Origin of the sequence: Micromonospora krabiensis, assembly GCF_900091425.1 — a bacterium.
GTDB lineage: Bacteria > Actinomycetota > Actinomycetes > Mycobacteriales > Micromonosporaceae > Micromonospora > Micromonospora krabiensis.
Map to the genome: position 1 here is coordinate 4,780,727 of NZ_LT598496.1, position 24,593 is coordinate 4,805,319.

The 24,593-nt window shown below is 73.6% G+C and carries 23 protein-coding genes and 1 pseudogene; 10 read left to right on the forward strand and 14 right to left on the reverse strand.

Annotated features, from left to right (window positions below):
• Complete coding sequence (locus tag GA0070620_RS21870) at positions 1-1,788, reverse strand: HSP90 family protein (protein WP_091599160.1); 1,788 nt, start codon at positions 1,786-1,788, stop codon at positions 1-3.
• 121 nt (positions 1,789-1,909) lie between these two features.
• On the opposite strand from GA0070620_RS21870, the gene GA0070620_RS21875 reads away from it, so the two are divergent.
• Positions 1,910-3,196 (forward strand): MFS transporter, encoded by a 1,287-nt coding sequence (locus tag GA0070620_RS21875; RefSeq protein ID WP_091599163.1) that lies wholly within the window; start codon positions 1,910-1,912, stop codon positions 3,194-3,196.
• A 48-nt stretch (positions 3,197-3,244) separates the two neighbouring features.
• On the opposite strand, the gene GA0070620_RS21880 is transcribed toward GA0070620_RS21875, so the two are convergent.
• Complete coding sequence (locus tag GA0070620_RS21880) at positions 3,245-4,447, reverse strand: FAD-dependent oxidoreductase (RefSeq protein WP_091593742.1); 1,203 nt, start codon at positions 4,445-4,447, stop codon at positions 3,245-3,247.
• Between the two features lie 103 nt (positions 4,448-4,550).
• Between GA0070620_RS21880 and GA0070620_RS21885 the strand changes: the two genes are divergently transcribed.
• A complete protein-coding gene (locus tag GA0070620_RS21885) occupies positions 4,551-5,126 on the forward strand; it encodes a TetR/AcrR family transcriptional regulator (RefSeq protein ID WP_172836476.1) in 576 nt (191 codons plus the stop codon).
• A 53-nt stretch (positions 5,127-5,179) separates the two neighbouring features.
• Here the strand turns inward: GA0070620_RS21885 and GA0070620_RS21890 are convergent, their stop codons facing one another.
• The 3 genes from GA0070620_RS21890 to GA0070620_RS21900 all read right to left on the reverse strand — a co-directional run bounded on the left by GA0070620_RS21890 (position 5,180) and on the right by GA0070620_RS21900 (position 7,463).
• Positions 5,180-6,082 carry a sulfurtransferase gene (locus GA0070620_RS21890; RefSeq protein ID WP_091593746.1) on the reverse strand — a complete coding sequence of 301 codons (903 nt, stop codon included), beginning with the start codon at positions 6,080-6,082 and terminating at the stop codon, positions 5,180-5,182.
• A 156-nt stretch (positions 6,083-6,238) separates the two neighbouring features.
• Positions 6,239-7,006, reverse strand: a complete 768-nt coding sequence (locus tag GA0070620_RS21895) for an SGNH/GDSL hydrolase family protein (protein ID WP_091593748.1) — start codon at positions 7,004-7,006, stop codon at positions 6,239-6,241.
• Between the two features lie 109 nt (positions 7,007-7,115).
• Positions 7,116-7,463 (reverse strand): hypothetical protein, encoded by a 348-nt coding sequence (locus GA0070620_RS21900; RefSeq protein WP_231921896.1) that lies wholly within the window; start codon positions 7,461-7,463, stop codon positions 7,116-7,118.
• 153 nt (positions 7,464-7,616) lie between these two features.
• On the opposite strand from GA0070620_RS21900, the gene GA0070620_RS21905 reads away from it, so the two are divergent.
• Positions 7,617-8,414: a helix-turn-helix domain-containing protein gene (locus GA0070620_RS21905; protein ID WP_091593750.1), complete on the forward strand. Its 798-nt coding sequence runs from the start codon at positions 7,617-7,619 to the stop codon at positions 8,412-8,414.
• A complete protein-coding gene (locus tag GA0070620_RS21910; RefSeq protein WP_091593752.1) occupies positions 8,411-8,593 on the forward strand; it encodes a DUF397 domain-containing protein in 183 nt (60 codons plus the stop codon). The genes GA0070620_RS21905 and GA0070620_RS21910 overlap by 4 nt, the downstream gene beginning before the upstream one ends.
• 42 nt (positions 8,594-8,635) lie before the next feature.
• Here the strand turns inward: GA0070620_RS21910 and GA0070620_RS21915 are convergent, their stop codons facing one another.
• Complete coding sequence (locus GA0070620_RS21915; protein WP_091593753.1) at positions 8,636-9,817, reverse strand: hypothetical protein; 1,182 nt, start codon at positions 9,815-9,817, stop codon at positions 8,636-8,638.
• On the reverse strand, positions 9,814-10,344 hold the full coding sequence (locus GA0070620_RS21920) for a SigE family RNA polymerase sigma factor (RefSeq protein ID WP_091593755.1): 531 nt from the start codon (positions 10,342-10,344) through the stop codon (positions 9,814-9,816). The genes GA0070620_RS21915 and GA0070620_RS21920 overlap by 4 nt, the downstream gene beginning before the upstream one ends.
• A 165-nt stretch (positions 10,345-10,509) precedes the next feature.
• On the opposite strand from GA0070620_RS21920, the gene GA0070620_RS21925 reads away from it, so the two are divergent.
• The 4 genes from GA0070620_RS21925 to GA0070620_RS21940 are packed head-to-tail and all read left to right on the forward strand — an operon-like array spanning position 10,510 to position 13,894.
• Positions 10,510-12,270 (forward strand): proline--tRNA ligase, encoded by a 1,761-nt coding sequence (locus tag GA0070620_RS21925; RefSeq protein ID WP_091593756.1) that lies wholly within the window; start codon positions 10,510-10,512, stop codon positions 12,268-12,270.
• 56 nt (positions 12,271-12,326) lie between these two features.
• Positions 12,327-12,752 (forward strand): CBS domain-containing protein, encoded by a 426-nt coding sequence (locus GA0070620_RS21930; protein ID WP_091593758.1) that lies wholly within the window; start codon positions 12,327-12,329, stop codon positions 12,750-12,752.
• A gap of 57 nt (positions 12,753-12,809) precedes the next feature.
• Positions 12,810-13,238 (forward strand): SufE family protein, encoded by a 429-nt coding sequence (locus tag GA0070620_RS21935; protein ID WP_091593760.1) that lies wholly within the window; start codon positions 12,810-12,812, stop codon positions 13,236-13,238.
• 20 nt (positions 13,239-13,258) lie between these two features.
• On the forward strand, positions 13,259-13,894 hold the full coding sequence (locus GA0070620_RS21940) for a DsbA family oxidoreductase (RefSeq protein WP_091593762.1): 636 nt from the start codon (positions 13,259-13,261) through the stop codon (positions 13,892-13,894).
• A 146-nt stretch (positions 13,895-14,040) separates the two neighbouring features.
• On the opposite strand, the gene GA0070620_RS21945 is transcribed toward GA0070620_RS21940, so the two are convergent.
• The 6 genes from GA0070620_RS21945 to GA0070620_RS21970 all read right to left on the reverse strand — a co-directional run bounded on the left by GA0070620_RS21945 (position 14,041) and on the right by GA0070620_RS21970 (position 18,238).
• Positions 14,041-14,589, reverse strand: coding sequence for a YbaK/EbsC family protein (locus tag GA0070620_RS21945; protein WP_091593764.1), 549 nt, complete (start codon positions 14,587-14,589; stop codon positions 14,041-14,043).
• Between the two features lie 70 nt (positions 14,590-14,659).
• Positions 14,660-14,854 carry a hypothetical protein gene (locus GA0070620_RS21950; protein ID WP_091593766.1) on the reverse strand — a complete coding sequence of 65 codons (195 nt, stop codon included), beginning with the start codon at positions 14,852-14,854 and terminating at the stop codon, positions 14,660-14,662.
• A gap of 37 nt (positions 14,855-14,891) precedes the next feature.
• Positions 14,892-15,674 (reverse strand): SDR family oxidoreductase, encoded by a 783-nt coding sequence (locus tag GA0070620_RS21955; RefSeq protein ID WP_091593768.1) that lies wholly within the window; start codon positions 15,672-15,674, stop codon positions 14,892-14,894.
• Positions 15,675-15,777: 103 nt separating this feature from the next.
• Positions 15,778-16,428, reverse strand: coding sequence for a GAP family protein (locus GA0070620_RS21960; protein WP_091593769.1), 651 nt, complete (start codon positions 16,426-16,428; stop codon positions 15,778-15,780).
• Between the two features lie 84 nt (positions 16,429-16,512).
• Positions 16,513-17,826, reverse strand: coding sequence for an MFS transporter (locus GA0070620_RS21965; protein ID WP_091599169.1), 1,314 nt, complete (start codon positions 17,824-17,826; stop codon positions 16,513-16,515).
• A gap of 151 nt (positions 17,827-17,977) precedes the next feature.
• On the reverse strand, positions 17,978-18,238 hold the full coding sequence (locus GA0070620_RS21970; RefSeq protein ID WP_377520674.1) for a hypothetical protein: 261 nt from the start codon (positions 18,236-18,238) through the stop codon (positions 17,978-17,980).
• Positions 18,239-18,454: 216 nt separating this feature from the next.
• Here GA0070620_RS21970 and GA0070620_RS21975 point away from each other — a divergent pair.
• Both GA0070620_RS21975 and GA0070620_RS21980 read left to right on the forward strand, forming a co-directional pair.
• Positions 18,455-22,855: pseudogene (locus tag GA0070620_RS21975) on the forward strand (HAD-IC family P-type ATPase); the annotation flags it as partial.
• A 291-nt stretch (positions 22,856-23,146) separates the two neighbouring features.
• The gene (locus GA0070620_RS21980; protein ID WP_231921898.1) at positions 23,147-23,941 is read left to right on the forward strand and encodes an MBL fold metallo-hydrolase; all 795 of its coding nucleotides are present in this window, start codon (positions 23,147-23,149) and stop codon (positions 23,939-23,941) included.
• 204 nt (positions 23,942-24,145) lie between these two features.
• Here GA0070620_RS21980 and GA0070620_RS21985 read toward each other — a convergent pair whose 3' ends face one another.
• Positions 24,146-24,565, reverse strand: coding sequence for a CBS domain-containing protein (locus GA0070620_RS21985; RefSeq protein WP_091593775.1), 420 nt, complete (start codon positions 24,563-24,565; stop codon positions 24,146-24,148).
• Positions 24,566-24,593 lie beyond the last annotated feature (28 nt).

Here is a 24,593-nt window from a genome sequence, read left to right on the forward strand (position 1 = left end):
TCACTCCTGTCCCGGTACGGCCCGGCCGAGCAGGCCGAGGAAGGAACTGTTCAGCAGCGCGGCGTCGGCCGCGCGGATCGGGTGGTGGCCGAGCAGCAACGCCTGCCCGTAGAGCGCCTCCACGGCGAGCCCGACCAGCTGCGGGTCGGTCAGCGTGGTGACCCGGCGGACCAGCGGGTTGCGGTGGTTGAGCACCAGCTGCGGCCGGTCCGGCGGCGTGGACGCGGCCAGCGCGTCGAGCACACCGCCCCACAGCTCGTCGGCCCGGTCGCGACTGGACGCGAGCTGGTCGTTGAACGCGGCCGAGCGGCTGATCAGGTAGAGCGCGGGCAGCGACACCGGGTCGTACGCGCGGATCACCACCTCGCAGCCGGTGCGTTCCAGGGACCGCTGGGCGGCGGCGAGGAACGGCCGCAGGGCCAGCTCGACCTGCGGGTCGAGGGTGTCGAACCGGGTGGTCAGGTCGCTCGACTCCAGCCGCTCGATGAGCACCGACCGGTCGATGGTGGGCAGACGCTCGATCAGCTCGGTGTCGTACGTGTAGCCGCCGTTGACCACGGCCAGATCCTGCGCGGCGGCCACGGCGGCGAGCTGGCGGAACTCGTCGAGGCTGGCCGCGTAGCGGATCAGGCCGTGCCGGGCCCGGAACTCGGCGAGGGTGAGCGTGCCGACGTTGGTGTCCATCGGCCACCACTGGTCGACCAGGCGGAGCATCTCGTCGTCGTGCAGCGCGAGCGCCTTGACCCCGAGGTGGTGCACCTGGAGGAACTCGGCGAGCCGACGCGGGTCGTGCTTCGCCAGCCGGACCAGCCAACCGCGCACCTGGTCACCGAGCGCCTCCCGGACGGCGGTGAGCAGGGTGTCCTCGTAGAGGGCCTCCCGGCTGGCGGTCGGCCGTAGCTCGCTCGCGTCGACCACGCAGTGCGCGAAGAACGCCCAGTCGGGCAGCAGGCCGTCGGCGTGCTCGGTGAGCAGCATCCGCTTGAGGTAGACGCGGTGGCCGGTGCGGGCCGCCGGGTTGACCGGCTCGGGCAGGACGAACGCCACACCGGTCAGCCCGGCCTCCGGCACCGACAGCGGCAGCACGTCGAAGGGGTCGAAGCCGAGCGTCTCCCGGGCGTAGCGGATCAGGCCGGCCCGGTCCACCGGCGCTCCCGGCTCGGTCGGCCACGGCGGCGGCCCGGCGGTGGTGACGACGTCGCCGACCCGCACGGTGACCGGCAGCAGCGAGCCGAAGAGCCGCGCCAGCTCGGTCACGGTGGGGGTGGCGTACCACTGTTCGGCGTCGCGGCGCGGAACCAGCGTCACGGTCGTGCCCGGCTCGCCGCGCTCCTCGCCGGGCGCGGCCAACTCGACCGCGTAGCGGCCGTCGGAGTGGCCCGTCCACCGCACCGTCGGCTGGTCACCGTGCCGGGTGAGCACGCGGATCTCGTCGGCCACCAGGAAACAGGAGAGCAGGCCGATGCCGAACTGGCCGAGGAACTCGTGCCGGGAGAAGCCGAGGTCGTCGCGCTTCGAGCTGCGGCCGATGGTGGCGAGCAGCTCGTGCACCTGCGCCTCGGTGAGGCCGATCCCGGTGTCGTGCACCCGCAGTGTGCCGTCGCCGGTCAGCTCGGGCGGTTCGACGCGGATCAGCGCGGGTGCGTCGGGCTCGGTGGCCCGCCGCGCGGTGATCGCGTCGACCGCATTCTGGAGCAGCTCGCGGACGTAGACCCGCGGACTGCCGTAGAGATGGTGACTGAGCAGGTCGACCACGCCTCGGAGGTCGACCTGGAAGGTGTGGTCCACGAGTGGAAGCTCCCCCGATCCGATGCCGGCGCCAACCGTACCGATGATCACCGACAACCGCGTCCCCCTTTCATCCGGCGGGTTTGACCCTCGACCGGGTCGAGGCCGCACGATGGGCCGCATGCCCGACGCCCGGCTCGGCCGCGACTACCACCTGCTCTGGTCCGCCACCGTCTCCTCCCGGTTCGGCGACGCGTTGCGTACGCCCGCACTGGCCCTGTTGGCCGCGACGGTGACCCGCGACGCCCGGGTGATCGCCGCGGTCACCGTGGCCGCGCAGGTGCCGCCGCTGCTCTTCGGCCTGCTCGGCGGCGTGTACGCGGACCGCTGGGACCGTCGCCGGACGATGGCCGCGGTGGACGGGCTGCGGGCCGTCGTGGTGGCCGCCCTCGCCGTGGCGATCGCCGTGGACGGGGTGGGCATCGTGACGCTGCTGGTGGCGGCGTTCCTGCTCGCCGCGCTGGGCACCCTCTTCGACGCGGCCTCGTTCGCGCTGCTCCCCGCGCTGGTGCCGCCGGCGGCACTGCCCCAGGCCAACGGCCGGTTGCAGGCGGGCGCGGCGGTCGCGGGCGGGTTCCTCGGCGCGCCCGCCGCCGGGCTGCTGTTCACGGCCGCGTCCGCCCTTCCGTTCGCCGTCGACGCCGTGACGTTCGCCGTCGCCGCCGCGCTGGTGCTGGCCGTCGCCACCTCCCCGCGACCGCACGCCTCCGGCCCGGACCGACGTCCGCGGCACGAGAGGCGCGCGTCCGTGTGGACGGACGTCCGGGAGGGGATCCGGTTCGTTCGCGGGGACTCCACCCTGTGGCGGATCAATCTGCTGACCGCCGCCAGCAACCTGGCGATCAGCGGGCTGCTGGCGGTCCTGGTGCTCTACGCGCTGGACGTCCTGCGGGTGCCGCCGGCCGGCTACGGGCTGTTCGTCGCCGCCGCCATCCTCGGCGGGGTCGCCGGCGCGCTGGGCTCGGGACGGATCGCGGCCCGGCTGGGCACGGTGCCCGCCCTGCGTACGGTGCTCGCCGTGCAGACCGTCGCACTGACCGGGTTCGCGGTGTCCCGGCACCCGGTGCCGGCCGGGCTGGCGCTGGCCGTGTTCGCCGCGGGCACGTCGGTGTGGAACAGCCTCTGGGCCTCGTACGGGCAGCAGCGGGTGCCGGCCCGACTGCTCGGCCGGGTGGGGTCGGTGCAGCGGATGGTCGGTCTGGTCACCGCACCCGTCGGCGCCGCGCTCGCCGGGTTGGTCGGGGCGGCTTACGGGACGGCACCGGTGGCGCTGGCGGCGGCCGGCACGTTCGCGCTGGTCACAATCGCGGCGTGGCGGGTGCTGCGGCCAGCCGCTCCGACACCGGACCGCGCCGTGCCCACCACGGCCGGGACACCAGCCCGGCCAGCACCGCCCCGGCCGCGTTGAGCACGTCGTCCACCGAGGAGACCCGGCCGACGCCGGCCGGGGCCCTGCCTAACCGGCCGCGCCCAGCCCGGCCACGTTCGACCTTGCGACCGGCGCGACCGGGCCGGGCTCGCGGTGGGACAGCCCGGAGAGACGCAGGGCGATCCGGTGCCGGACCGGTGGCAGGGCGCCGAGCACCCGGAGCAGCACGTCCCGCACCGGTCGCCCGGCCGGGGGCAGGGTGGCCAGCCGGGTGAGCCCGGCGGCGAAGCTGAGGACGTCCTCGGCCATGGGGCGTTGCCGGGCGGCGTACGCGTCGAGGAGCCCGTCCGGTCCTCCGGCGAGCACGTCGGCCAGCGCGGTGCCGGCGGCGACCGCGTCGCAGATTCCCAGGTTCATGCCCTGCCCGCCGGCCGGGCTGTGGACGTGCCCGGCGTCACCGGCGAGCAGCACCGGTCCGGACCGGAACGTGTCGGCGATCCGGTGGTGCACGCGGAACCGGGAGCCCCAGAGCACCTCGGTCACCCGGTCGGGTCGCCGCGCGGGCCCGCGCTCGTCGAGCAGCGTCTGGAGGTAGGCCACGTCGGGCTGGGCGGGCGCGGTCGGCACGGCGGCGACCAGGCGGACCACCCCGTCCGGCAGCGGCGCCCAGACCAGCGGCCCGGGGCGGGCCAGGAAGAGGGCGGCCTCGTCGCGGGGCAGGGCGCTGCGCACCCGGACGTCGGCGAGCACGAACGACTCGACGGCGGCCGGGCCGGCGAAGCCGATGCCGCTGCGCTCACGGACAGCGCTGTGCAGACCGTCCGCGCCGACCACGAACCGGGCCCGCACGTCGCCGCCGTCCGTCTCCGCGACGATCCCGTCGGGGGTGCGGGTCAGGCCGGTCAGCCGGCACGGTCGCCGCACCCGCACCCCGAGGTCGGCCAGCCGCTCGGTGAGCACCGCCTCGGTGACCGCCTGGGAGATCAGCAGCGCGTAGGGAAACCGGGTCGGCAGCCGGTGGAACGGGACCGCGAGCAGCACCCGGTCCCGGTCGCGCACGCTGAAGCGCGGCGCCCGCACGCCCTGCGCGACGAGCGGCGCCGCGGCGTCGATCCGGTCCAGCACCTCCAGGGTGTACGCGTGCACGACCGCCGCGCGGGACGTCAATGGCGGCTGTTCCTGCTGGTCGACCACGGTCACGTCGACGCCGCGCCGGGCGAGGGTGAGCGCGGTGGCCAGGCCGGTCGGGCCGGCTCCCACCACCAGGACGTCGGTGCGTTGGGGCAGCATGGCCCACCTCCGTTTGCCAACAGCCGTTTGCCAACACTTGTTGGCATAACGGTAGGGGTGGGTCGCCGTCAATGTCAACGCTTGTTGGCCTACAGTCGTGGGCATGACCGCCGCCGCACCCCGCGCCCGCCGCTCCGACGCCACCCGGGCCGCCATCCTGCGTGCCGCCCGGGAGCGGTTCGCCGCCGACGGCTACGACCGGGCCACCATCCGGGCCATCGCCGCCGACGCCCGGATCGACCCGTCGATGGTGATGCGCTACTACGGCAGCAAGGAGGGGCTGTTCGCCGCGGCGGCCGAGTTCGACCTGCGGCTGCCCGACCTGGCCGACGTGTCGCCGGAGCGGCTGGGCGAGATCCTGGTGCGGCACTTCCTCGACCGGTGGGAGGGGGACGAGACCCTCGCCGCCCTGCTACGGGCCGCCAGCACGAACCCGGGCGCCGCCGAGCGGATCCGCGACATCTTCGCCAGCCAGCTCACCGACGCGGTGGCCCGGTTCGGCACCGACCCGGCGAGCACCGCGCGACGGGCCGGGCTGGTCGCCACCCAGACCCTCGGCCTGGCCTTCACCCGGTACATCGTGCGGCTGCCGCCGGTGGTGGACATGACGCCCGACGAACTGGTCGCGTGGCTCGCGCCGACCCTCCAGCGCTATCTGACCGGGCGACCGCGGGAGTGACGAACGGCGACGGCCCGCCCCCGGGTCGGGGACGGGCCGTCGGAGACCAGCTGTCAGGGGTTCAGCCCGCCGGGCTGGTCACCCTTCACGACGGGGGCCCGGACCAGGTTGCCCCACTCGGTCCACGAGCCGTCGTAGTTGCGCACCTGCGGGTAGCCGAGCAGGTGACGCAGCACGAACCAGGTGTGGCTGGACCGCTCACCGATCCGGCAGTAGGCCACGATGTCGTCGTCCGCCGTCAGCCCGAGCTGGTCGGCGTAGATCGCCCGCAGCTCGTCGGCGGACTTGAACGTGCCGTCCTCGTTGGCCGCCGACTTCCACGGCTTGTTGACCGCACCGGGGATGTGCCCGCCGCGCAGCGCGCCCTCCTGCGGGTAGTCCGGCATGTGCAGCATCTCGCCCGTGTACTCACCCGACGACCGCACGTCGACCAGCGGCCGGCCGGCGGCCACGTGCGCCATCACCTGCTCGCGGTACGCCCGCAGCGGCGCGTCGTCCCGCTGCGGCACCGGGTAGTCGGCCCGCGGCCGGGACACCTTGTCCCGGCTCAGCTCACGCCCCTCCGCGATCCACTTCTGCCGGCCGCCGTCGAGCAGCCGCACGTCCTGGTGGCCGAAGAGCGAGAAGACCCAGAGGGCGTACGCGGCCCACCAGTTGAAGTTGTCGCCGTAGAAGACCACCGTGTCGTCGCGGCCGATGCCCTTGGCGGCACACAGCTCGGCGAAGCTCTTGGCGTCGAGGTAGTCCCGGGTCACCTGGTCGTTCAGTTCCAGGTGCCAGTCCACCTTCACGGCGCCCGGGATGTGACCGGTGTCGTAGAGCAGCACGTCCTCGTCGGACTCGATGACGACGAGGCCCTCGTCGCCCAGGTGCTCGGCCAGCCACTCGGTCGTGACCAGCCGCTGCGGATCCGCGTACGCCTGCAGGCGCGGATCAGGATCACTCGGCACAGACATGAGCCCCAACCTACGCCGCCGCACCGACCGGAGACCCGGCATCGCGGGTTGGGGTCACCGGATGTGGCCGACGGCACGCCCGGCCCGGGCTCATTCGTGCGCGGCCGTCGTCACCCGGGCGTGGTCCGCTCCGACGTGGTCCCGGGTGGATCCCGGTCAGTCGCCGACCGGGCCGAGCGCCGGGCGCTTCGCGGTGACGGTGTCGCCGGACGAGCGGCCGGTCAGCCGCCGCTTGATCCAGGGCGCCAGGTGCTGTCCGGCCCAGCGCAGGTCCGCCGCCCGTGCCGCGAGCCACGGCGACGGCGCCGGGTGCTCCGGCACCAGCAGCCAATCCTCGTCGCAGCCCACCCCGAGGGCGGTCAGGACCTGCCCGGCGACCCGGCGGTGACCGGCCGGCGAGAGGTGCAGCCGATCGGTGCTCCACAGGAGCGGGTTGTGGTACGTGTCGTCGGCGTACAGGTCGATGAGGATCGCGCCGTGCCGATCGGCGATCTCCCCGGCCAGTTGGTTGAGCAGGGTGACCCGGGGCACGACGAGCCGCTGGCCCGGCAGGTGCGCCATCACGTCGGCGAAGCGGAACAGGACGACGTCGGCGCCGGTGCCGCGAAGGCGGCCCACCACCTCGTCGAAGCGGGCGACGAACGCGTGCGCGTCGAAGGACCGGCGCAGCACGTCGTTGCCGCCGGCCGCGAAGCTGATCAGGTCCGGCTTCATGGCGATCGCCTCGGGCACCTGATTGGCCACGACGTCGGGGAAGAGCCGGCCCCGGATGGCGAGGTTCGCGTACCGGAAGTCGGGGCCCACCTCGGCGGCCAGCCGGGTGGCGACCAGATCGGCCCACCCCCGGTAGGTGCCGTCCGGGTAGGGGTCGTCCATTCCCTCGGTGAAGCTGTCTCCGACCGCCACGAAGCTCCGCCAGCGCATCGCGCCCCCCCTCAACGCTCCTTCGTTGCCTGCGGCGACCAGTTTGGCACCGCGAGCCGCACCGGTGGATCCGCCCGCCGGGCGACGTGGCACAACTCATCGCGGGACGCTACCGGGCGGGCGGCTCGACGATGGGCCTGCGGTACGGCCCCCAGGCCACGAACCGCTCGAACAACTCCCTCGGCGTCGGCCCGTCGTCCGGGTTCAACCGGAACAGGTCGTGCGTCGCCTCGTGGTAAAGCCCCGACAGGTAGATCGCCAGATCCAGGTGACGGCCGTCGTACTCGACCTTCAACAACAGCCGGGCCTCCGGGCAGGGCCACGGCCCGCCGCAGGCGCGGCAGAGCCACAGCGGGCGTACGGGCAGGTGCGGCGGGTGGCCCGGCGGATACGGCCGGGGACGATCGGCGTACGGGCCGAGGCGGGGCACCGGCAGGTGGCGGATCGGTCGATCCACGACGACCTCCTTCCCGGGGACAGGGACACGTGACACTCTGCGGCCGGGTGACTACGGTCGGACAGGGATCGACGCAGGTCGGGGCGAGGGTCGGGCGGCGGGCGCACCGGCTGGGGAACGGGCCCGCGACACGGACGCCGCTGTGGAGGAATCGTGGAAGGTGAACGGACAGCCGAGCTGATCCGGGCGCAACTCCGGCGGCTGCGGGTGAACGCCGACCTGAGTCAGGAGGAGTTCGGGAAACTCGTCCACTTCTCCGGCTCGCAGGTGTCCGCCGTGGAGTTGGGCCAGCGGCCCCTCGACCGGTTCTTCCTCAAGCCGGCGGACGAGGTGCTCAAGACCGGCGGCCTGCTCAGCTCACTGTTGAAGATGGCCGAGCGGGACGGCCAGCCGAGCTGGCTCCGCCCCTGGCTGGAAGCCGAACGCCAGGCCGAACAGCTGCGCTGCTACCAACCGAACCTCGTGCCCGGGTTGCTCCAGACCGAGAATTACGCGCGAGCCGTCATCCGCACCAACGGGGCTCTCAGCGATGAGCAGGTCGAGAAGCGGGTCTCTGCTCGGATGGACCGGCAATCGACCTTCCTACGCCCCGATCCGCCCGAGTTCGTCGCAGTGATCGAAGAGGCCGTCTTACGGCGAGCGGGTGAGGGCTTCCGGGGCGTCATGGCCGAGCAAGCTGCCCATCTGATCGAACAGGCACTCCGGCCGAACATCAGCGTGCATCTCATCCCGACCGAGGTCAGCATGCATGTCGGACTCACCGGACCATTCACTCTCGCCCGAGGCACCGACGGCGGATGGGTCGGACACCTGGAGAACCACCTCGGCGGCGTCGTGGCCGACAAGGACGAGGAGGTGGCAATCCTTCTATCCCGGTGGGAGGGTGTGCGAAACGAGGCGCTGCCTCGGCGGCAGTCCGTGGAGCTGATCAAGGAAGTGATGACGTCATGAAGCTGGTCGGTGCGGCCTGGCGGAAGTCCACTCGCAGCGGGCAGGGCGAATGTGTCGAGGTGGCGGACAACCTGCCGGGCGTCGTGCTCGTGCGCGACAGCAAGGACGCCGCCGGTGCCGTGCTCATCTTCGAGCCGAGGGCGTGGCGGTCGTTCGTGGACTCCACCAAGCGCCACTGACCCGCGATCGACTCGCCACCGCCCGGATCGGGGTGCCGATGCCTAGACGGCCACCCCGAGGATCTGCTCGTCGTTCAACTCGGCCGGCTCGGCGACCTCGCTGACCTTCCGGCCGGTCGCGTCGATCAGCACCAGTGCGAATCCGTCGCCCGACTTCACCCGGGCCAGCAGCGTCCCGTCCGCCTGGAAGTACGCCTGCCAGAGCTGCCGACCGCCGAGCGGCAGCCGGATCTCCTCACCGGTGCGCGTGTCGAGCACGACGTTGACGCGCAGTTCGCGGGCCGCGTCGCCGCCCGGATCGTCGGCACCGCGCCGGAGGAGCGCGATCCGTCCCCCGTCCGGCGAGATGCTGGCCAGGTCGAGGCTGCCGTGGGCCGCGTCGCCACCCAGGCCGGGAACGGCACGTCGGACCGGGCCGTCGAAGCGGGCGAGCAGCACCTTCCCCGTCGAGCCGTCGGCGTACGCGAAGAAGTCGCCGTTCGCCGACCAGACCGGGTGGCATCCCTCGGTGCCGGGCAACTCGGTGAACTCGTTGCTGCCGAGGTCCAGAACGCCGACCTGAGTGGTGCGGGGCTCGGCAGCGGGGACCACCGCGATCATCAGCTGGCGTGAATCCGGTGACCAGGCCGGGTTCCAGCAGTGCGGGTCGACCCCATCCCGGACCTTCCGCTTGCCGGAACCGTCCACGTTCGAGGTGTAGAGCGCACCGCCCGACACCCAGGCGAGCCTCTGGCCGTTCGGTGCGACCACCATGTTCAGCACGGTCGCCTCGCGGGAGACACCGGTGGACCGTTCCACCTTGCCGCCCGGCCGCCAGGAGTAGACGTATCCGTACCGCTTGTCGCCCCGAGACTCCGCACTCGTGCCGTAGACGACCCGACCGATGGTCGCGGCAGGAGGGTTCGTCGTCATGGTGTTGTCCACGCTCGGGGCGACCGGTGGCGATGCCGACGGGGCCTGGGCCACCGGCGGGGTGACGCTCGCCGTCGGGGAGTCGGCCGGCCTCGGGGAGTCGGCGGGCCTCGGCGGCACGGTCGGGTCGGGGCGGATGGCCAAGGCGGTGCCGGTCGCCACGCCGACGAGCATGAGCGCTGCGGCCGAGGTCGCGACCGCCCGCTGGATACCGATTCGCCGGGAGGTCCGCAGGGCGCGGTCCCGCAGGTCGACCGGGGTGACCTCGTCGGCCAGTCCGGCCAGGTCGAGCCGCAGACGGTCGTCGTTCATCGGGCGGTTCCTTCCAGGACGTACAGCTCCCCGAGCTCGGGGGCGACGCTGCGCAGCTTGGTCAGGGCCTTGAAGGTCTGGCTCTTGACGGTGCCGACGGTGACGCCGAGCAGTTCGGCGGCCTCGGCCTCGGTCCGGTCCTCGAAGAAACGCAGCACCAGCACCGCGCGCTGCTTCGGGGAGAGCTTGGCCAGCGCGGCCCGCAGGGTGAGCCGCAGCGTCGTCTGCTGGGCGTGGTCGGGGGCCGAGCCGCCTCCGCGCGGCTCGGGCAACTCGCCCGTCATCGACTCGGCGACCCGGTGACGACGCCACCAGGAGACCTGGAGGTGGTACATCGTCTTGCGGGTGTACGCCTCGGCGTTGCCGCTGTGGTGCAGGCGGCTCCACGAGCGGTGGGTCCGCGCCAGCGCCGACTGCACGAGGTCTTCCGCCAGGTACTGGTCACCGGTCAGGAGGTAGGCCGAGCGCAGCAGCGCCGGCGTTCGGGTACGCACGAACGAGTCGAATTCACTCAACAGCGGGTCCACACGAGCCGATCCTTGCGGGTAATGGTGCGCAGCATTGGATGCTCTCCCAGACGTCTGTCCGGCCGGCTGTGGTTGCCGGCCCGAACGCCGTTCTCCGTCAGTCTCGGTCAGCAACCCGGGCGAATTGCGTCGCCGGCCCGGACACGCCGGTCGTACGCTGCGCCAATGCTGTTACGGATGTCGACCCTGCTGCTGCGGACCCTGCGCGAGGATCCGGCGGACGCGGAGGTGCCGAGCCATCGGCTGCTCCTGCGCGCCGGGTACATCCGCCGCGCCGCGCCGGGCGGCTACACCTGGCTGCCGCTGGGCAAGCTGGTGCTGGACCGGATCACCGAGGTCATCCGCTCGGAGATCACCGCGATCGGCGACCAGGAGGTGCACTTCCCGGCGCTGCTGCCGGCGGAGCCGTACCGGACCAGTGGCCGGTGGACGGAGTACGGCGACGACATCTTCACCCTCGCCGACCGGAAGGGCGCCCAGCACCTGCTCGCCCCGACCCACGAGGAGTTGGCCGCGCTGCTGGTGAAGGACCTCTTCACCTCCTACCGGGACTTCCCGGTGACGCTGTTCCAGGTGCAGACGAAGTTCCGGGACGAGGCCCGGCCGCGAGCGGGTGTGCTGCGCGGGCGGGAGTTCCTGATGAAGGACGCCTACTCGTTCGACCTGGACGAGGCGGGGCTTCAGGCCGCGTACGACCGGCACCGGGGCGCGTACCGGCGGATCTTCGACCGGCTGGGCCTGGACTACACGGTGGTGCGGGCGATGTCCGGCGCGATGGGCGGCTCGGCGTCCGAGGAGTTCCTGGCCGCGACGCCGGTCGGTGAGGACACCTTCGTCGGCTGCACCTCGTGCGACTACGCGGCGAACACGGAGGCGGTGACCACCCCGCCGCCGGCGGCCGGTGACCCGGACGCGCACCCGCCGGTGGAGGTGCACGACACCCCGGACACGCCGACCATCGCCAGCCTGGTCGAGTTGGCCAACACCCGCCGGCTCGGCGGCCGGGACGACTGGACGGCCGCGGACACGTTGAAGAACGTCGTGCTGACCGTACGCCGGCCGGGCGCGGACGTGGCCGAGCCGCTGGTGATCGGCGTACCGGGTGACCGGGAGGTCGACCTGAAGCGGGTCGAGGCGGCGCTCGCCCCGGCGGCGGTGGCCGTCTTCGAGGAGTGGGACGCCCACCCGGAGCTGGTGCGCGGCTACATCGGCCCGCAGGTCATGGCCAAACTCGGCGTCCGCTACCTGGTAGATCCGCGGGTCGGGCCCGGGTCGGCCTGGCTGACCGGGGCGAACGAGCCGGGCCGGCACGCCACACACGTGGTCAGCGGTCGGGACTTCACGCCGGACGGCACGATCGAGGCCGCCGAGGTCCGGGCCGGCGACTCCTGCCCGTCCTGCTCGTCGGGTGAGCTGACGATCCGGCGGGGCATCGAGGTCGGGCACATCTTCCAGCTCGGTCGCCGCTACACCGACGCGTTCGCGGTGGACGTGCTCGGCCCGGAAGGCAAGCCGGTCCGGCCCACCATGGGCTGCTACGGCATCGGGGTGTCGCGGGCGGTGGCCGCCGTCGCCGAGCAGCACCACGACGACCGGGGCCTGGTCTGGCCGGCCGCGATCGCGCCGTGCGACGTACACCTGGTGGCGGCCGGCAAGGGGCCGCAGCTGGAGGCGGCGGTCGACCTCGGCGGGCGGCTCGCGGCGGCCGGCCTGCGGGTGCTGGTCGACGACCGCACCGGCGTCTCCGCCGGAGTGAAGTTCACCGACGCCGAGCTGATCGGCATCCCCCGCGCCGTCGTGGTCGGGCGCCGGCTGGCCGAGGGGTACGTCGAGCTGCGCGACCGGGCCACCGGCGAGCGGACCGAGCTGCCGGTGCCGGAGCTGGTGGACAGGCTGGTGGGTGAGGTACGCCCGGACCGGGTGTAGCGACGCCGTCACCGGGTACCGCACCCGGATAACTGTTTGTGTTTTCGGAGGCTCTCATGACCGGTTACCGGGTGGCCGACGTGATGACCAGGCAGGTCGTCTACCTGTCCGCGGACACCACGCTCGACGAAGCAGCGAAGGTGATGAAGGAGGCCGACATCGGCGATGTCGTCGTCACCGACGGCGCCAGCCTCGCCGGCATGATCACCGACCGGGACATCGTGGTCCGGGCCGTCGCCGAACGCGCCGACCCGGCCACCACGACGATCGGCGCGATCATCACCCGCGAGGTCGTGATGATCGAGCAGCACGCGACGGCCGGTGAGGCGGCCGCGCTGATGCGGGAACGTGGCATCCGGCGGGTCCTGGTCTGTGACACCGACCGCAAGCTGGTCGGGATCGTCTCGCTGGGTGACCTGGCGATGCAGCTCGACCCGCAGTCGGCACTCAGCGAGATCAGCGAACAGGCACCGACGGTGTGACCGGGGCCCCTGCCGTAACGGTGGGGGCCCCTGATCACCGGCGGTAGCCTTCGAGTCATGTCCGCCATGCCGGCCAGGTTGGCCGAGATCGTCGACGAGTTCGCCGCCGCCCCCCGGGAGGTGGTGCTGGAGATGTTGCTCGAATACGCCGACGTCATCCCGCCCCTGCCGCCCGACAGCACCGAGCGGGAGGGCATGGAGCAGGTGCCGGAGTGCCAGACCGCGTTCTTCCTGCGTGCCCGCGTGACCCCGGAGAAGACGGTGGAGACGCTCTTCGACTGCCCGCCCGAGGCGCCCACGACCCGGGCGTTCGCCGGCATCCTCGCCGAAGGGCTGGCCGGGGCGAGCGCCGACGAGGTGCTCGCCGTGCCGGACGACCTCTACCAGCGGATGGGCCTCGCCCAGGCGATCAGCCCGCTACGCGTACGCGGCGGCACCGCGATCCTGGGCCGGCTCAAGCGCCAGGTCCGGGAACAACTGGGCTGAACGGGAAGTTGGCACCGGTCATGGAGATCGAGATCTACGCCGACGTGGTGTGTCCCTGGTGCTACATCGGCAAGCGCCGGCTGGACGAGGCCGTGGCGTCGTACGACGGTGACGTCACCGTCCGCTACCGGCCGTTCCAGCTCGACCCGACGCCGGTGCCCAAGCCGCTGCCGGTGCCGCAGGCCCTGGCCGCGAAGTTCGGCGGCCCCGACACGGCCCGCCAGATGATCGACCGGGTGACCCAGGTGGCCGCGGGCGCGGGTCTCACGCTCGACTACGACCGGGCGCTCGCCGCCAACACCTTCGACGCGCACCGGCTCGTGCGCTACGCGGGTGAGCGCGGCAAGGCCGGCGAGATGCTCGACGCTCTCTACCGGGCACACTTCGTCGACGGGGTCGACGTCGGCTCGCCCGACGCCCTCGCCGGGCTGGCCGAGCAGGTCGGCCTCGACGCCGCCGACGCCCGCCGCTACCTCGACTCCGAGGAGGGCACCAAGGAGCTCGCCGCCGACCTGGCCTCCGCCCACGATCTGGGCGTCAACAGCGTGCCGACCTTCGTGCTCGCCGGCAAGTACGCCGTCCAGGGCGCCCAGGACACCGCGACCCTGCTCGCCGCGTTCGCCGAGGTGGAGCGCCGGGAGTCCGCCGACAACTGAGCCCGACGAGGGCCGGACCGACCGACACATCGACACCGGTGATGTTTCATGTGAAACAACATCGATCTTGATGGTTGGCTGGTCCGGCCTCTCCGGTCTCCGGGCGCCACTCACGGCCGACCCGCGGCGCGCGACGGTGTGCGCGGTCAGGCCGGGCGGGCCAGATCCTCGATGACCCGGGCACCCGGCAGCGCGCCGAGCGCCGGCCCGGGCAGCGCGATCTTGCTGTGCCGGACACCCGAGCCGATGATCACGTGCGGCGTGGCGATGACCCGCGCGTCGACCAGGATCGGCCAGTCCTCCGGCAGCCCGATCGGCGTGATGCCGCCGTACTCCATGCCGGTCAACTCGACCGCGTCCGCCATCGGCGCGAAGCTGGCCTTGCGCACGTCGAGCGCCCGCCGGGCCACCCCGTTCACGTCGGCCCGGGTGGTGGCGAGGATGACGCAGGCCGCGTAGCGGACCACGCCCTCCCGCTTGCCGGCGACCACCACGCAGTTGGCCGAGACGTCCAGCCCCACCTCGTACGCCGCGCAGAACGCGGCGGTGTCGGCGAGGTCGGCGTCGATCGGCGCGACCAGCACGTCGTCCACGTCGACCGGAGCGTCGGCGGGCCACTGCCCGAGCGCCGCGGCGACCGGCGGTGCGAGCAGGTCCGGGCGGGTGCGGGCCGGTTCTGTCTTCAGCGTCCCCATCACGGGTGCGATCCTCGCACCCGCGCCCAGGTGGCGCCCACCGAAGTCCACGACGACGCGTGGGCGCCGCTCAACTGCCGGCGAGGAAGGCGTTCTCCTTGAGGAACGTACGGTCCCGGTTGGCGGCGAGTTCCTCGGCCCGCAGCGCCTGGGCGCGGCGGACCTCCAGGTCCTCCAGGGCGTGCCGGACGGCGACCCGGATCACGCCGTAGAGGAAGACGAAACCGAAGCAGTAGAGGATGACGGCCATGACGACTGCGAACATGCGGTCACGCTAAGCCGAACGTGAACGCTGCACGCTCTCATCTCCGGGCGGTTCCCCCGTACGTGTCGGCGAGGTAGTCGGCCCACGTCCGCGCGCCCCGGGGGAGGGCCTCGGTCACCAGCCCGCCCTCGCGCAGCGACCGACCGAGGCGCCCCGGTACGCGCACCGGCAGCAGCGGCCGGCGCGAGTGGCGGGCGGCCCGCCAGGCGCGTACGGCCTGGTCGAAGCGGAGAACCTCCGGACCGCCGTACTCCTCGATGCCGCGCAGCGGACCCGCGACCAGGCGGGCCGACAGCCGCGCCGCCACCTCGCCCGGGTCGACCGGCTGCGCCAGGACGTTCCGGTCGCCGATCGTGGGCCCCAACCGGCTGGACATGACCAGCAGTTCGTCGAGGAACTCCGGGAACTGAGTGGCCCGCAGCACCGACCACGGCACCGGACCGGCCGCGACGACCTGCTCGGCGGCGAGCTTGCGCCGGTAGTACGGCATGGGCACCCGGTCGACGCCGACGATCGAGGTGTAGACGAGGTGCCGCACGTCGGCGTGTCCGGCTGCGACCACCAGCCGGCGGGTGCCCAGCACGTCCACCTCGTAGGTCCGCCCACCCGTGGGCGCCGACGCCAGGTGCAGAACGGCGTCCACCCCGGCGACCGCCTCGTCCAACCCCTCGCCGGTTTCCAGGTCGGCGACGACCCACTCGACGTCCTGGTCCGTACGCGGCCGGCGACTCGTCGCCCGTACGGTGATCCCGTCGTCCCGCAGCCGCGGCACCACGGCCCGGCCGAGGCGCCCCCCGGCCCCGGTGACCAGCACCCTCATCTCGTCCTCCTTCGTACGTCCCGATGCTCCTTCGCCGCCTTGACGGCACGGTCGCTCATGGCGTGACGGACTGTGCGACAGCTCACCGGTCGCACCGCCACCGTCATCGCAGCAGGTCCAGCACGGTCACCAGCGCGAAGAACCCGATCACCACCTCGCTGACCACCCAGGCGTGCCGATTGGCCCAGCCACGGATCCGGGGCAACGCCGTGGCCGCGTGCCGGCCGGCGAGCAGCAGCACGAGCAGCGGCAGGGCGAGCAGCAGGAGGGTCAGCAACACGAACGGCAGCAGGTGCCACCACGACAGACCGTGCCGGGCGGCGCTGGCGCCGACGGCCGCCATGGCGAGGTCGTCGGTCGGGGACGTGGCGACGAGCACGGCACCGAGTCGCGCCGCGGTCGACGGGGCAGCACGCTGGAACCGCCGCATCCAGCGCGGTGGCCCGGTCTCGTGGCGACGCAGGTAGACGATCACCGCGAGGACGACCAGCAGCCCCAGCACCGCCCAGTCGATCCGGGTGGCCGTGCGCTGCAACCGGCTGACGTGACTCTCCGCGTCGCCCACCGGGCCACCCAGCACGCGGGTGACCAGCCAGCTCACCGTCACCCCGGCGAGTACGACCGCTCCCGTCCCGCCCAGGTAGCCGAACGAGGCGGCACGCGGTCGCTCGGCCGAGGCCAGCAGCACCGCCGCGACCGACTGCGTCCCGGCGACCATGACCACGGCCAGCGGCAGGATGGTCAGGAAGTTCATCGCCCGCCCATCCTCTCGGCCCCCCGGCGACCCCGGCGGGCCTTCCGGAGGATTGCCCCACCCGTCCCCGCCGGGACGACGGGATCAACGGGGCCGGGCGGGCGGGGTCACTCGGGGGGCCAGGGTGGCGCCCAGTAGGGCCAGGCCGGCGGCGACCGCCAGCGTCACCAGGTAGTCGCGGGGGCCCGGTGCCGAGCCGGCCGCCAGCACCGCCCCGGTCAGCGCCAGCACGGTGGCCGCGAACAGCGAGTCGCCCAGTTGCAGCGACGAGCTGCTGCGCCCCTGCTCGCCGGGTGCGGACAGCTCCAGCGTGAGCACCGACAGGGACGGATAGAGCAACCCCATGCCGAGCCCGGCCAGCGCCCACCCCAGCACGCCCACCGCGACCGGCACTCCGGGGGCGACGGTGGCGGCCACCGTCGCGATGCCGGCGGTGATCAGGGTCAGCCCGGTGCGCGGCAGGGTGGCCCGGGAAGCCGGCTGCGGGATCCGCCCCTGGATCCAGGAGCCCACCGACCAGGACAGCGCCCCCACCGTGAGGACCAGCCCGGCCGCCGTCGGCGTGAAGCCGCGTTCCCGGGAGAGCATCAGCGGGATGACCACCTCGGCGCCGACGAACGCTCCCGAGGCGAGGCCGCGCAGCCCGATGACGGTGGGCAGTCCGTGGGCGGACCGCAGGAACCCGGCCGGCAGCAGCCGCGGTGCGCAGACCAGCAGGCCGGCGACCGCGACCGCGGTCACCACCACGGCGACGGCGCCGCGCTGCTGTCCCCCGATGTGCAGCAGAGCGGCGCTCACCCCCGCCCCGCCCGCCCAGCCGATCCGTACCCGGGCGCCCGCCGGCACGCCGGTCGCCGCGCCCCGGCCGATCGAGCGCAGCCCCGGGTGGACGAGCAGCACGGCCGGCACGGCGACCGCCGGGACCACCAGGAACACCCACCGCCACCCGAGGTGTTCGACGATCAGGCCGGCCACCGCCGGTCCGACCAGCGACGGTACGACCCACGCGGCGGCGAAGGCCGCGAAGATCCGCCGGTGCAGCTCCTCCGGATACGCCTGGCCGACGATCACGTACAGCGCGACGGAGAGCAGCCCGGAACCGAAGCCCTGCACGACCCGGCCGACGACCAGCGCCCCCATCACCGGTGCGGTCCCGGCGACGACCAGCCCGACCACGAACCAGACCAGCCCGTGCCACATCGCCGGACGCGGCCCCCGGGCGTCGCACCAGATGCCGGAGAGCACCATGGCGACCACGCCAGCGGCGAAGGGCCCTCCGAACGCCAACCCGTACAGGGCCAGACCGTCGAGGCTGCGGGCCACCGTCGGCATCGCCGTGCCGACGGCCAGCGCCTCGAAGGCAAGCAGCGACACCAGCGCGACGGTTCCCACGGTCATCGCGCGCAAATGGGGAGCGAACAGGTTCGGGGCCGGTGTCGCCGGCGCGACGGTGGCGGTCACGGTCGGGTCCGCGGCGGTGCGATCGTCATGCGCCCCAGCCTGCGACTTGAAGCCGGGTTCAGGTCAACCGGAAAGCGGCCCGCCGCCGTCAGGCGCTCTGCAACGCCTCGCCCACGCCCTTCACCAGGCCCGAGAAGTGCTGGTCGGACAGGAGGTGGCCGGCGGTGATCACCAGCGCCAGCGGCCACTCGATGATCTGCAGCGCGGCGAGCAGCCCGATCCCCGCGTAGTAGGCCAGCCGATCGGCGGGCGGTATCGCCATCTCACCCAGCATCGGCACCCGCACCCGCCGGCTGTAGATCTCGACGGTCTCGCGGGCCCCGTTCAGATGTCGACTCAGAGTGCTCATCGCGGCCTCCCCGTTGGCTTCTGATGTCCGCCGCTTTCCACCGCCGATCCGGTCCATGCGCCCCTAAGGTGGGGAAACTTCCCCTGCTCGGGGGGCATAACGGACGGCACGGCGGGAAGCCAGGCCGCCGAACGCGAGCGCGGGAGGCGAGATGGCGTACGGCAGAAACGGCAGCAGCGGGGAGTCTGGCCGGCAATCGTCCGGTCGTACGTCTCGATGACGCTGGCGGGTCGCGTCGCCGGCCGGCTCCTCCCGCCGGTCGGCGTGCCACGGCTGGTCGAGGATGCCGGGCGAGGCGTCGGCTCGGCCGCGTCGCGGCTGGCACGCCTTGCCGGCATCACTCACCGTCAGGTCTGGTCCCGGCCGGGGCGGCACCACATCGAGGTGCACGGCGTCTGCCAGGACGGCGGCGACACCCTGGCCCGCCAGGTGGAGGCGGCGCTGGAGCGGATGCCCGGGGTGGCGTGGGCGCGCGTGAACGCGCCGTCCGGCCGGGTGGTGGTGGCCGTCGAGTCACCGGAACCGAAGCTGCGCGACCTCATCGCCACGATCGCCCGCACCGAGCGCACCTGCCCGCACGAGCCGGACCCGGAGGTCCCGCCGCCGCACCCGCCGGAGGAGGGGCCGCGTACCCCACGGACGCTCGGCGCCCTCGCCTCCGACGCGTTGGGCCTGACGATCTCCGCGGCCACCCGGATCCTGCCGTTCACCCCGGTGCCGGGCGAGGTGGCCGGGCTGCTCTCGGCCGTGGACCTGCACCCGCGTCTGCACGCGCTGGCCGGTCGGGGCCTGCGCGCCGATCCCCGCGCGGACATCCTCTTCCCCCTCGCCGAGGCGGTGGTGCAGGGCCTCACCGGCGGCTGGGCCGGGATCGTGCTCGACGGCGCCCAGCGGATCTTGCAGTGGGGTGAGGACCGGGCCCAACTGTCCGTCTGGGAGAAGGCCGAGCCGCGGCTGTTCGGCGAGCCCGACCTGGCGGTCGCCCGATGGCCCGTCCTCGACCGGCCCTGCCCCAAACCGGACGGCCCCGTCGAGCGGCACGCGATCCGCATGCTGGCCGCCGGTGCCGTCGCCGCCGCGACCGCCGCCCCGGTCGCCGGCCGCAAACGCGCCGCGGCTCTCGGCCTCTCGGCCCTGCCCAAGGCGCCGGGCAGCGGCCGCGAGGGCTACGCCGCTCAGCTCGGCCGGATCCTGGCCCGCCGGGGCGTGATCGCCATGGACCGCGGTGTCCTGCGCCAACTCGACCGGCTCGACACGCTGGTGCTGGACGCCGCCGTGCTCGGATCGGACCGGGGTGTCCTGGCCGACCTCGCGCCCCTGCCCGGCGCCGACACGGGACACGTCGCCGAGCAGGCGTTCACCCTCTTCGACCCGGCGGACCCGGACCGCCTGCACGAGGCGGACGGCTGGCGGATGGGCCCGCTGGACCGTCTCGACGCCGACGACCCGGGCGACACCGACGACAGCCGCCGCCTCCGCGAGCAGGGCGGCCGGCTGCTCGGGTTGGCCCACCGGGGCACGCTCGCCGCGCTGCTGCGGGTGGAGGCCGAGCCCGCACCGGGCGTCGACGGGCTGCCCACCGCCGCCCGCCACGCCGGGCTGCGGCTGGTGGTGGCCGGCGACGACGAGCAGCGGTACGGGTTCGCCGACGCTGTGCTCCCCGGCGGGGACCGGCTGACCGAGTCGGTGCGGTCCCTTCAGGGCGACGGCGCGATGGTGATGCTGGTGTCCCGGGACCGGTCGGCGCTCGGGGCCTCGGACTGCGGGCTCGGCCTGTCCGCCCCCGACGAGCCGCCGCCGTGGGGCGCGCACCTGCTGGTCGGCACGGACCTGCGGGTCGTGGCGCTGCTCATCGAGGCGGCCGGCGTGGCCCGCCGGATGACCGCGCAGAACATCAAGGTGGCGATGGCCGGCACCGGGCTCGGCGCGCTCGGGGCGTTCACCGCCGCCCCGCAACAACTGCCCAGCCGAAGCCTGCACGCGGTCAACGGTGCGGCGGCACTGGCGTTCGGCAACGGCGTCTGGCGGGCCAGTCGGCTGCCCCAGCCGGACGACACGCCGGCACCGGTGGCGACGGCCTGGCATCTCATGCCGGTACGCACCGTCTTCGAGCGGCTCGGCACCGGTCGGGACGGGTTGGCCGAGGTGGAGGCGGAGCGACGGCGCACCGGCGGCGGCCCGGACGGTCCGGGTCAGGGCAGTCTGCTCCGGGCGTTCGTCGACGAACTCGCCAACCCGCTCACCCCGGTGCTGGCCGCCGGCGCGGTGCTCTCCGCGTCGTTCGGCTCGGTGGTGGACGCCGCCCTGGTCGGCGGCGTCGTCGGCGGCTCCGCGCTGATCGGCGCCGTACACCAGCGCAACACCGAACGCTCCCTGGCGGAGTTGCTGTCCCGCTCGGCGGTCACCGCGCGGGTGCGGCGCGACGGCGCGGAGCGGGTGGTGGCGGCCGACGACCTGGTGCCCGGGGACGTGGTACGGCTGGAGCCGGGCGACGCCATCCCGGCCGACTGCCGGGTCATCGAGGCGGACGGGCTGGAGGCGGACGAGTCGTCGCTGACCGGGGAGTCGCTGCCGGTTCCCAAGACGGACCAGCCGGTCGTGGCGGCCGCCGTCGCGGACCGCCACTCCATGCTGTACGAGGGCACCACCGTCGCCGCGGGGCACGGCAGCGCGGTGGTGGTGGCCACGGGCGCCGACACGGAGACCGGGCGGAGCCTCGCCCTGGCCCGGCAGTCCCCGCCGAGCGGCGGCGTCGAGGCCCGCCTGGGCCGGCTGACCCGGGCGGCCGTTCCGCTGGCGGCGGGTTCGGCGGTGGCCGTCGCCGGGGCGGGCCTGCTGCGGGGCGTACCCCTGGCGCAGACGGCCGCGACCGCCGCGAACCTGGCGGTGGCGTCGGTGCCGGAGGGGCTGCCGTTCCTGGTCAGCGCCGCCCAGCTCGCCGCGGCCCGGCGACTCGCCGACCACGGCGCCCTCGTCCGCAACCCGCGCACCATCGAGGCGCTCGGCCGGGTGGACGTGCTCTGCTTCGACAAGACCGGCACCCTCACCGAGGGGCAGTTGCTGCTCGCCGGGGTGGGTGACGGTGACGCCAGCCGGTACGCCACGGTGGACCGGCTGGACGAACGGCTCCGACTCACCCTGGGCGCGGCGCTGCGGGCCACCCCCTGGGCGGCCGACCCGGAGGACCTGGGTCACCAGACCGACCGGGCGGTCCGGCGCGGCGCGGACACCTCGGGCGTGGTCGAGCAGATCGGTGCGGACGGCTGGCGCGCGGTGGGCGGGCTGCCGTTCGAGCCGTCCCGGGGCTACCACGCCACGGTCGGCGAGGACGACCACGGCCTGCTGCTCAGCGTGAAGGGCGCGCCGGAGTCGGTGCTGCCGCGCTGCGGGTCGCGCCGGGTCGACGGGCGGTCGGAGCCGTTGGACGACGCCGGTCGGGAGGAGCTGTACCACCTGCTGGCCGAGCGCGCCGGCGCCGGTCACCGGGTGCTGGCGGTGGCCGAGTGCCGAATCAGTGAACGGTCGGTCACCGACGACCAGGTTCATGATCTCTGCTTCGTCGGCTTCCTCTCCCTCGCCGACGGGGTGCGGGAGAGCGCCGCCCCCGCCGTACGCCGGATCCGGCAGGCCGGCGTGCACACCATCATGATCACCGGCGACCACCCGGCGACCGCCGAGGCGATCGCCGCCACCATCACCGAGCACGACGAGCAGCAGGTGGTGACCGCCACCGAGCTCGACCAACTCGACGACGACGCCCTGGCCGAGCGGCTGGCCCACACCGACGTGGTGGCCCGCTGCACGCCGGCGCACAAGGTCCGGATCATCCAGGCGCTGCAGAAGTGCGGCCGTACGGTCGCGATGACCGGCGACGGCGCCAACGACGCGCCGGCGATCCGACTGGCCGACGTGGGCATCGCCCTCGGTCAGCGGGGCACTCCCGCCGCGCGGGCCGCGGCCGACCTGGTGGTCACCGACGACCGGCTGGAGACCATCATCGCCACCCTCGTGGAGGGCCGGGCGATGTGGTCGTCCGTACGGCACGCGCTGAGCATCCTGGTCGGCGGCAACCTCGGCGAGATCGCGTTCAGCGTGCTGACCGCCGCGGCGACCGGCCAGTCCGCCATCAACGGCCGGCAACTGCTGCTGGTCAACCTGCTCACCGACCTCGCGCCGGCGTTGGCGATCGCCGTCCGCCCACCCGGGGGCGACCACGCCGACGACCTTCTCCGCGAAGGGCCGGACACCTCGCTGGGCGAGACGCTGACCCGCGAGATCGGGCTGCGGGCCGCCGCGACCACCCTCGGCGCGACCGCCGGCTGGACCCTCGCCCGCTACACCGGCGGCACACCACAGCGGGCCGGCACGGTCGCGCTGGTCTCCCTGGTCGGCACCCAGCTCGGCCAGACCGTGCTGGCCGGCGGCACCAGCCCGACGGTGCTCGCGTCCACGGTGGCCTCACTGGGTGTGCTGGGGGCGGTGGTGCAGACGCCGGGGCTCAGCCAGTTCTTCGGCTGCACACCGCTCGGGCCGGTGGGCTGGGGCATCGCCGCCGGTTCGGCGTTCGGCGCCACCTTCGCCAACGGCGCGCTGAGTCGGCTGGTGGAGCGGCTGCCCCAACGCGACGGCGGCGGCCGCCCGGCCCACGACGGCTCCTCCGGCGACGACGGGTCGCCCGGTCCCGGGGACGACGGCGGCCTGTCGCCGGGTGCCGACGAGGACGGCGGCCTGTCGCCGGGTGCCGACGAGGGCGGGGGCCGGTCGCCGGGTTCCGACGACGGCGTCGTCCTCCAGGGTTTCGCGCCGGGCCTCGGCGGCCTCGACACGGACGAGCCGTCGGACGGATGACCTCCGCCGTCGGCATGGCCCGCCCGTCCGGGGGTACGGCAACGGATGGGGGTGGGCGGGTTGGCAGCGCAGCCGGAGGTCACGTTCATCGGCACCGCCACCACGGTGCTGCGGATCGGCGGGTTCACCCTGCTCACCGACCCGAACTTCCTGCACCGGGGCCAACCCGTCTATCTGGGCAAGGGGTTGTGGTCGCGCCGGCGTACCGACCCGGCCATGACCATCGCCCAGTTGCCGCCGCTCGACGCGGTGGTCCTGTCCCACCTGCACGGTGACCACTTCGACCGGGTGGCCCGACAGGAACTCGACCGCGAGTTGCCCATCGTGACGACGCCCGCGGCCGAACGGAAACTGCGGCGCTGGGGCTTCCGGGCCGCGGAGGGGCTGCCCACCTGGCGCTCCCACGAGCTGCACCGCGACGGCGAGACCCTACGACTGACGTCGATGCCCGGCCAGCACGGGCCGGGCGTCCTGGACCGCGTGCTCCCGGACGTGATGGGCACGATGATCGACCTGCTCCGCGACGGGGACCGCACGTTCCGCCTCTACGTCACCGGCGACACCCTCAACCTGCCGATGCTCGCGGCCGTTCCCGAGCGGTACCCGGACATCGACGCGATGCTCATCCACCTCGGCGGCACCAAGGTCGCCGGCATCCTGCTCAGCATGGACGCGCAGCAGGGCGCCGACCTCGTCGAGCTGATCCGGCCGAAGCTGACCGTGCCGATCCACTACGACGACTATCCGGTGTTCCGGTCGCCGCTGACCATCTTCCTGGACGAGGCCCGCCGCCGAGGTTTGGTGAAGACCGTCCGCCCGATAGCCCGAGGCGAAACCGTCCCCCTGCGGCCCTGACCCCGCCCTCGCCGCCTGCCCGCCTGCCCGCCTGCCCGCCTGGCCGCCTGGCCGACTGGCCGCCTGGCCGCCTGACCGACTGGCCGCCTGCCCTCGGTGATCAAGAGCTTTGCGTCAGGAGTCGGCCTGATCCTGACCCAAAGCTCTTGATCAACCTGGGCGGGGGCGAGGGCGGGGGCGGGCGGGGGCGGGGGCGGGGGCGAGTCAGTTGTGCTCGGAGATGGCCTCGATGAGGTCACCGACCGGGCGTTCCGGCAGTGAGCGGGCCACGTCGGCGACGGCCACGATGCCGACGAGCTGCTGCCCGTCGATCACCGGCAGCCGCCGTACCTTGTGCTGCCCCATGGTCCGCAGGATCTCGGTCGCGTCGTCGTCGGCGCCGATGGTCACCGCCTCGCTCTGGGCCAGCTCACCCGCGGTCACGTTGCCCGGGTCCCGGCCCTCGGCCAGCACCTTCACGACGATGTCGCGGTCGGTGACCATCCCCTTGAGCCGGTTGTCGGCACCGCAGATCGGCAGCGAACCGACCCCCAGCTCGGCCATCCGTCGGGCGGCGGTCTTCAGGTCGTCGTGCTCGCTGACGCAGGTCACGTCGTTGGTCATGATCTCGCGTGCGGTCGGCATTGACTGACACCTCACTTCCGGGGGGAGG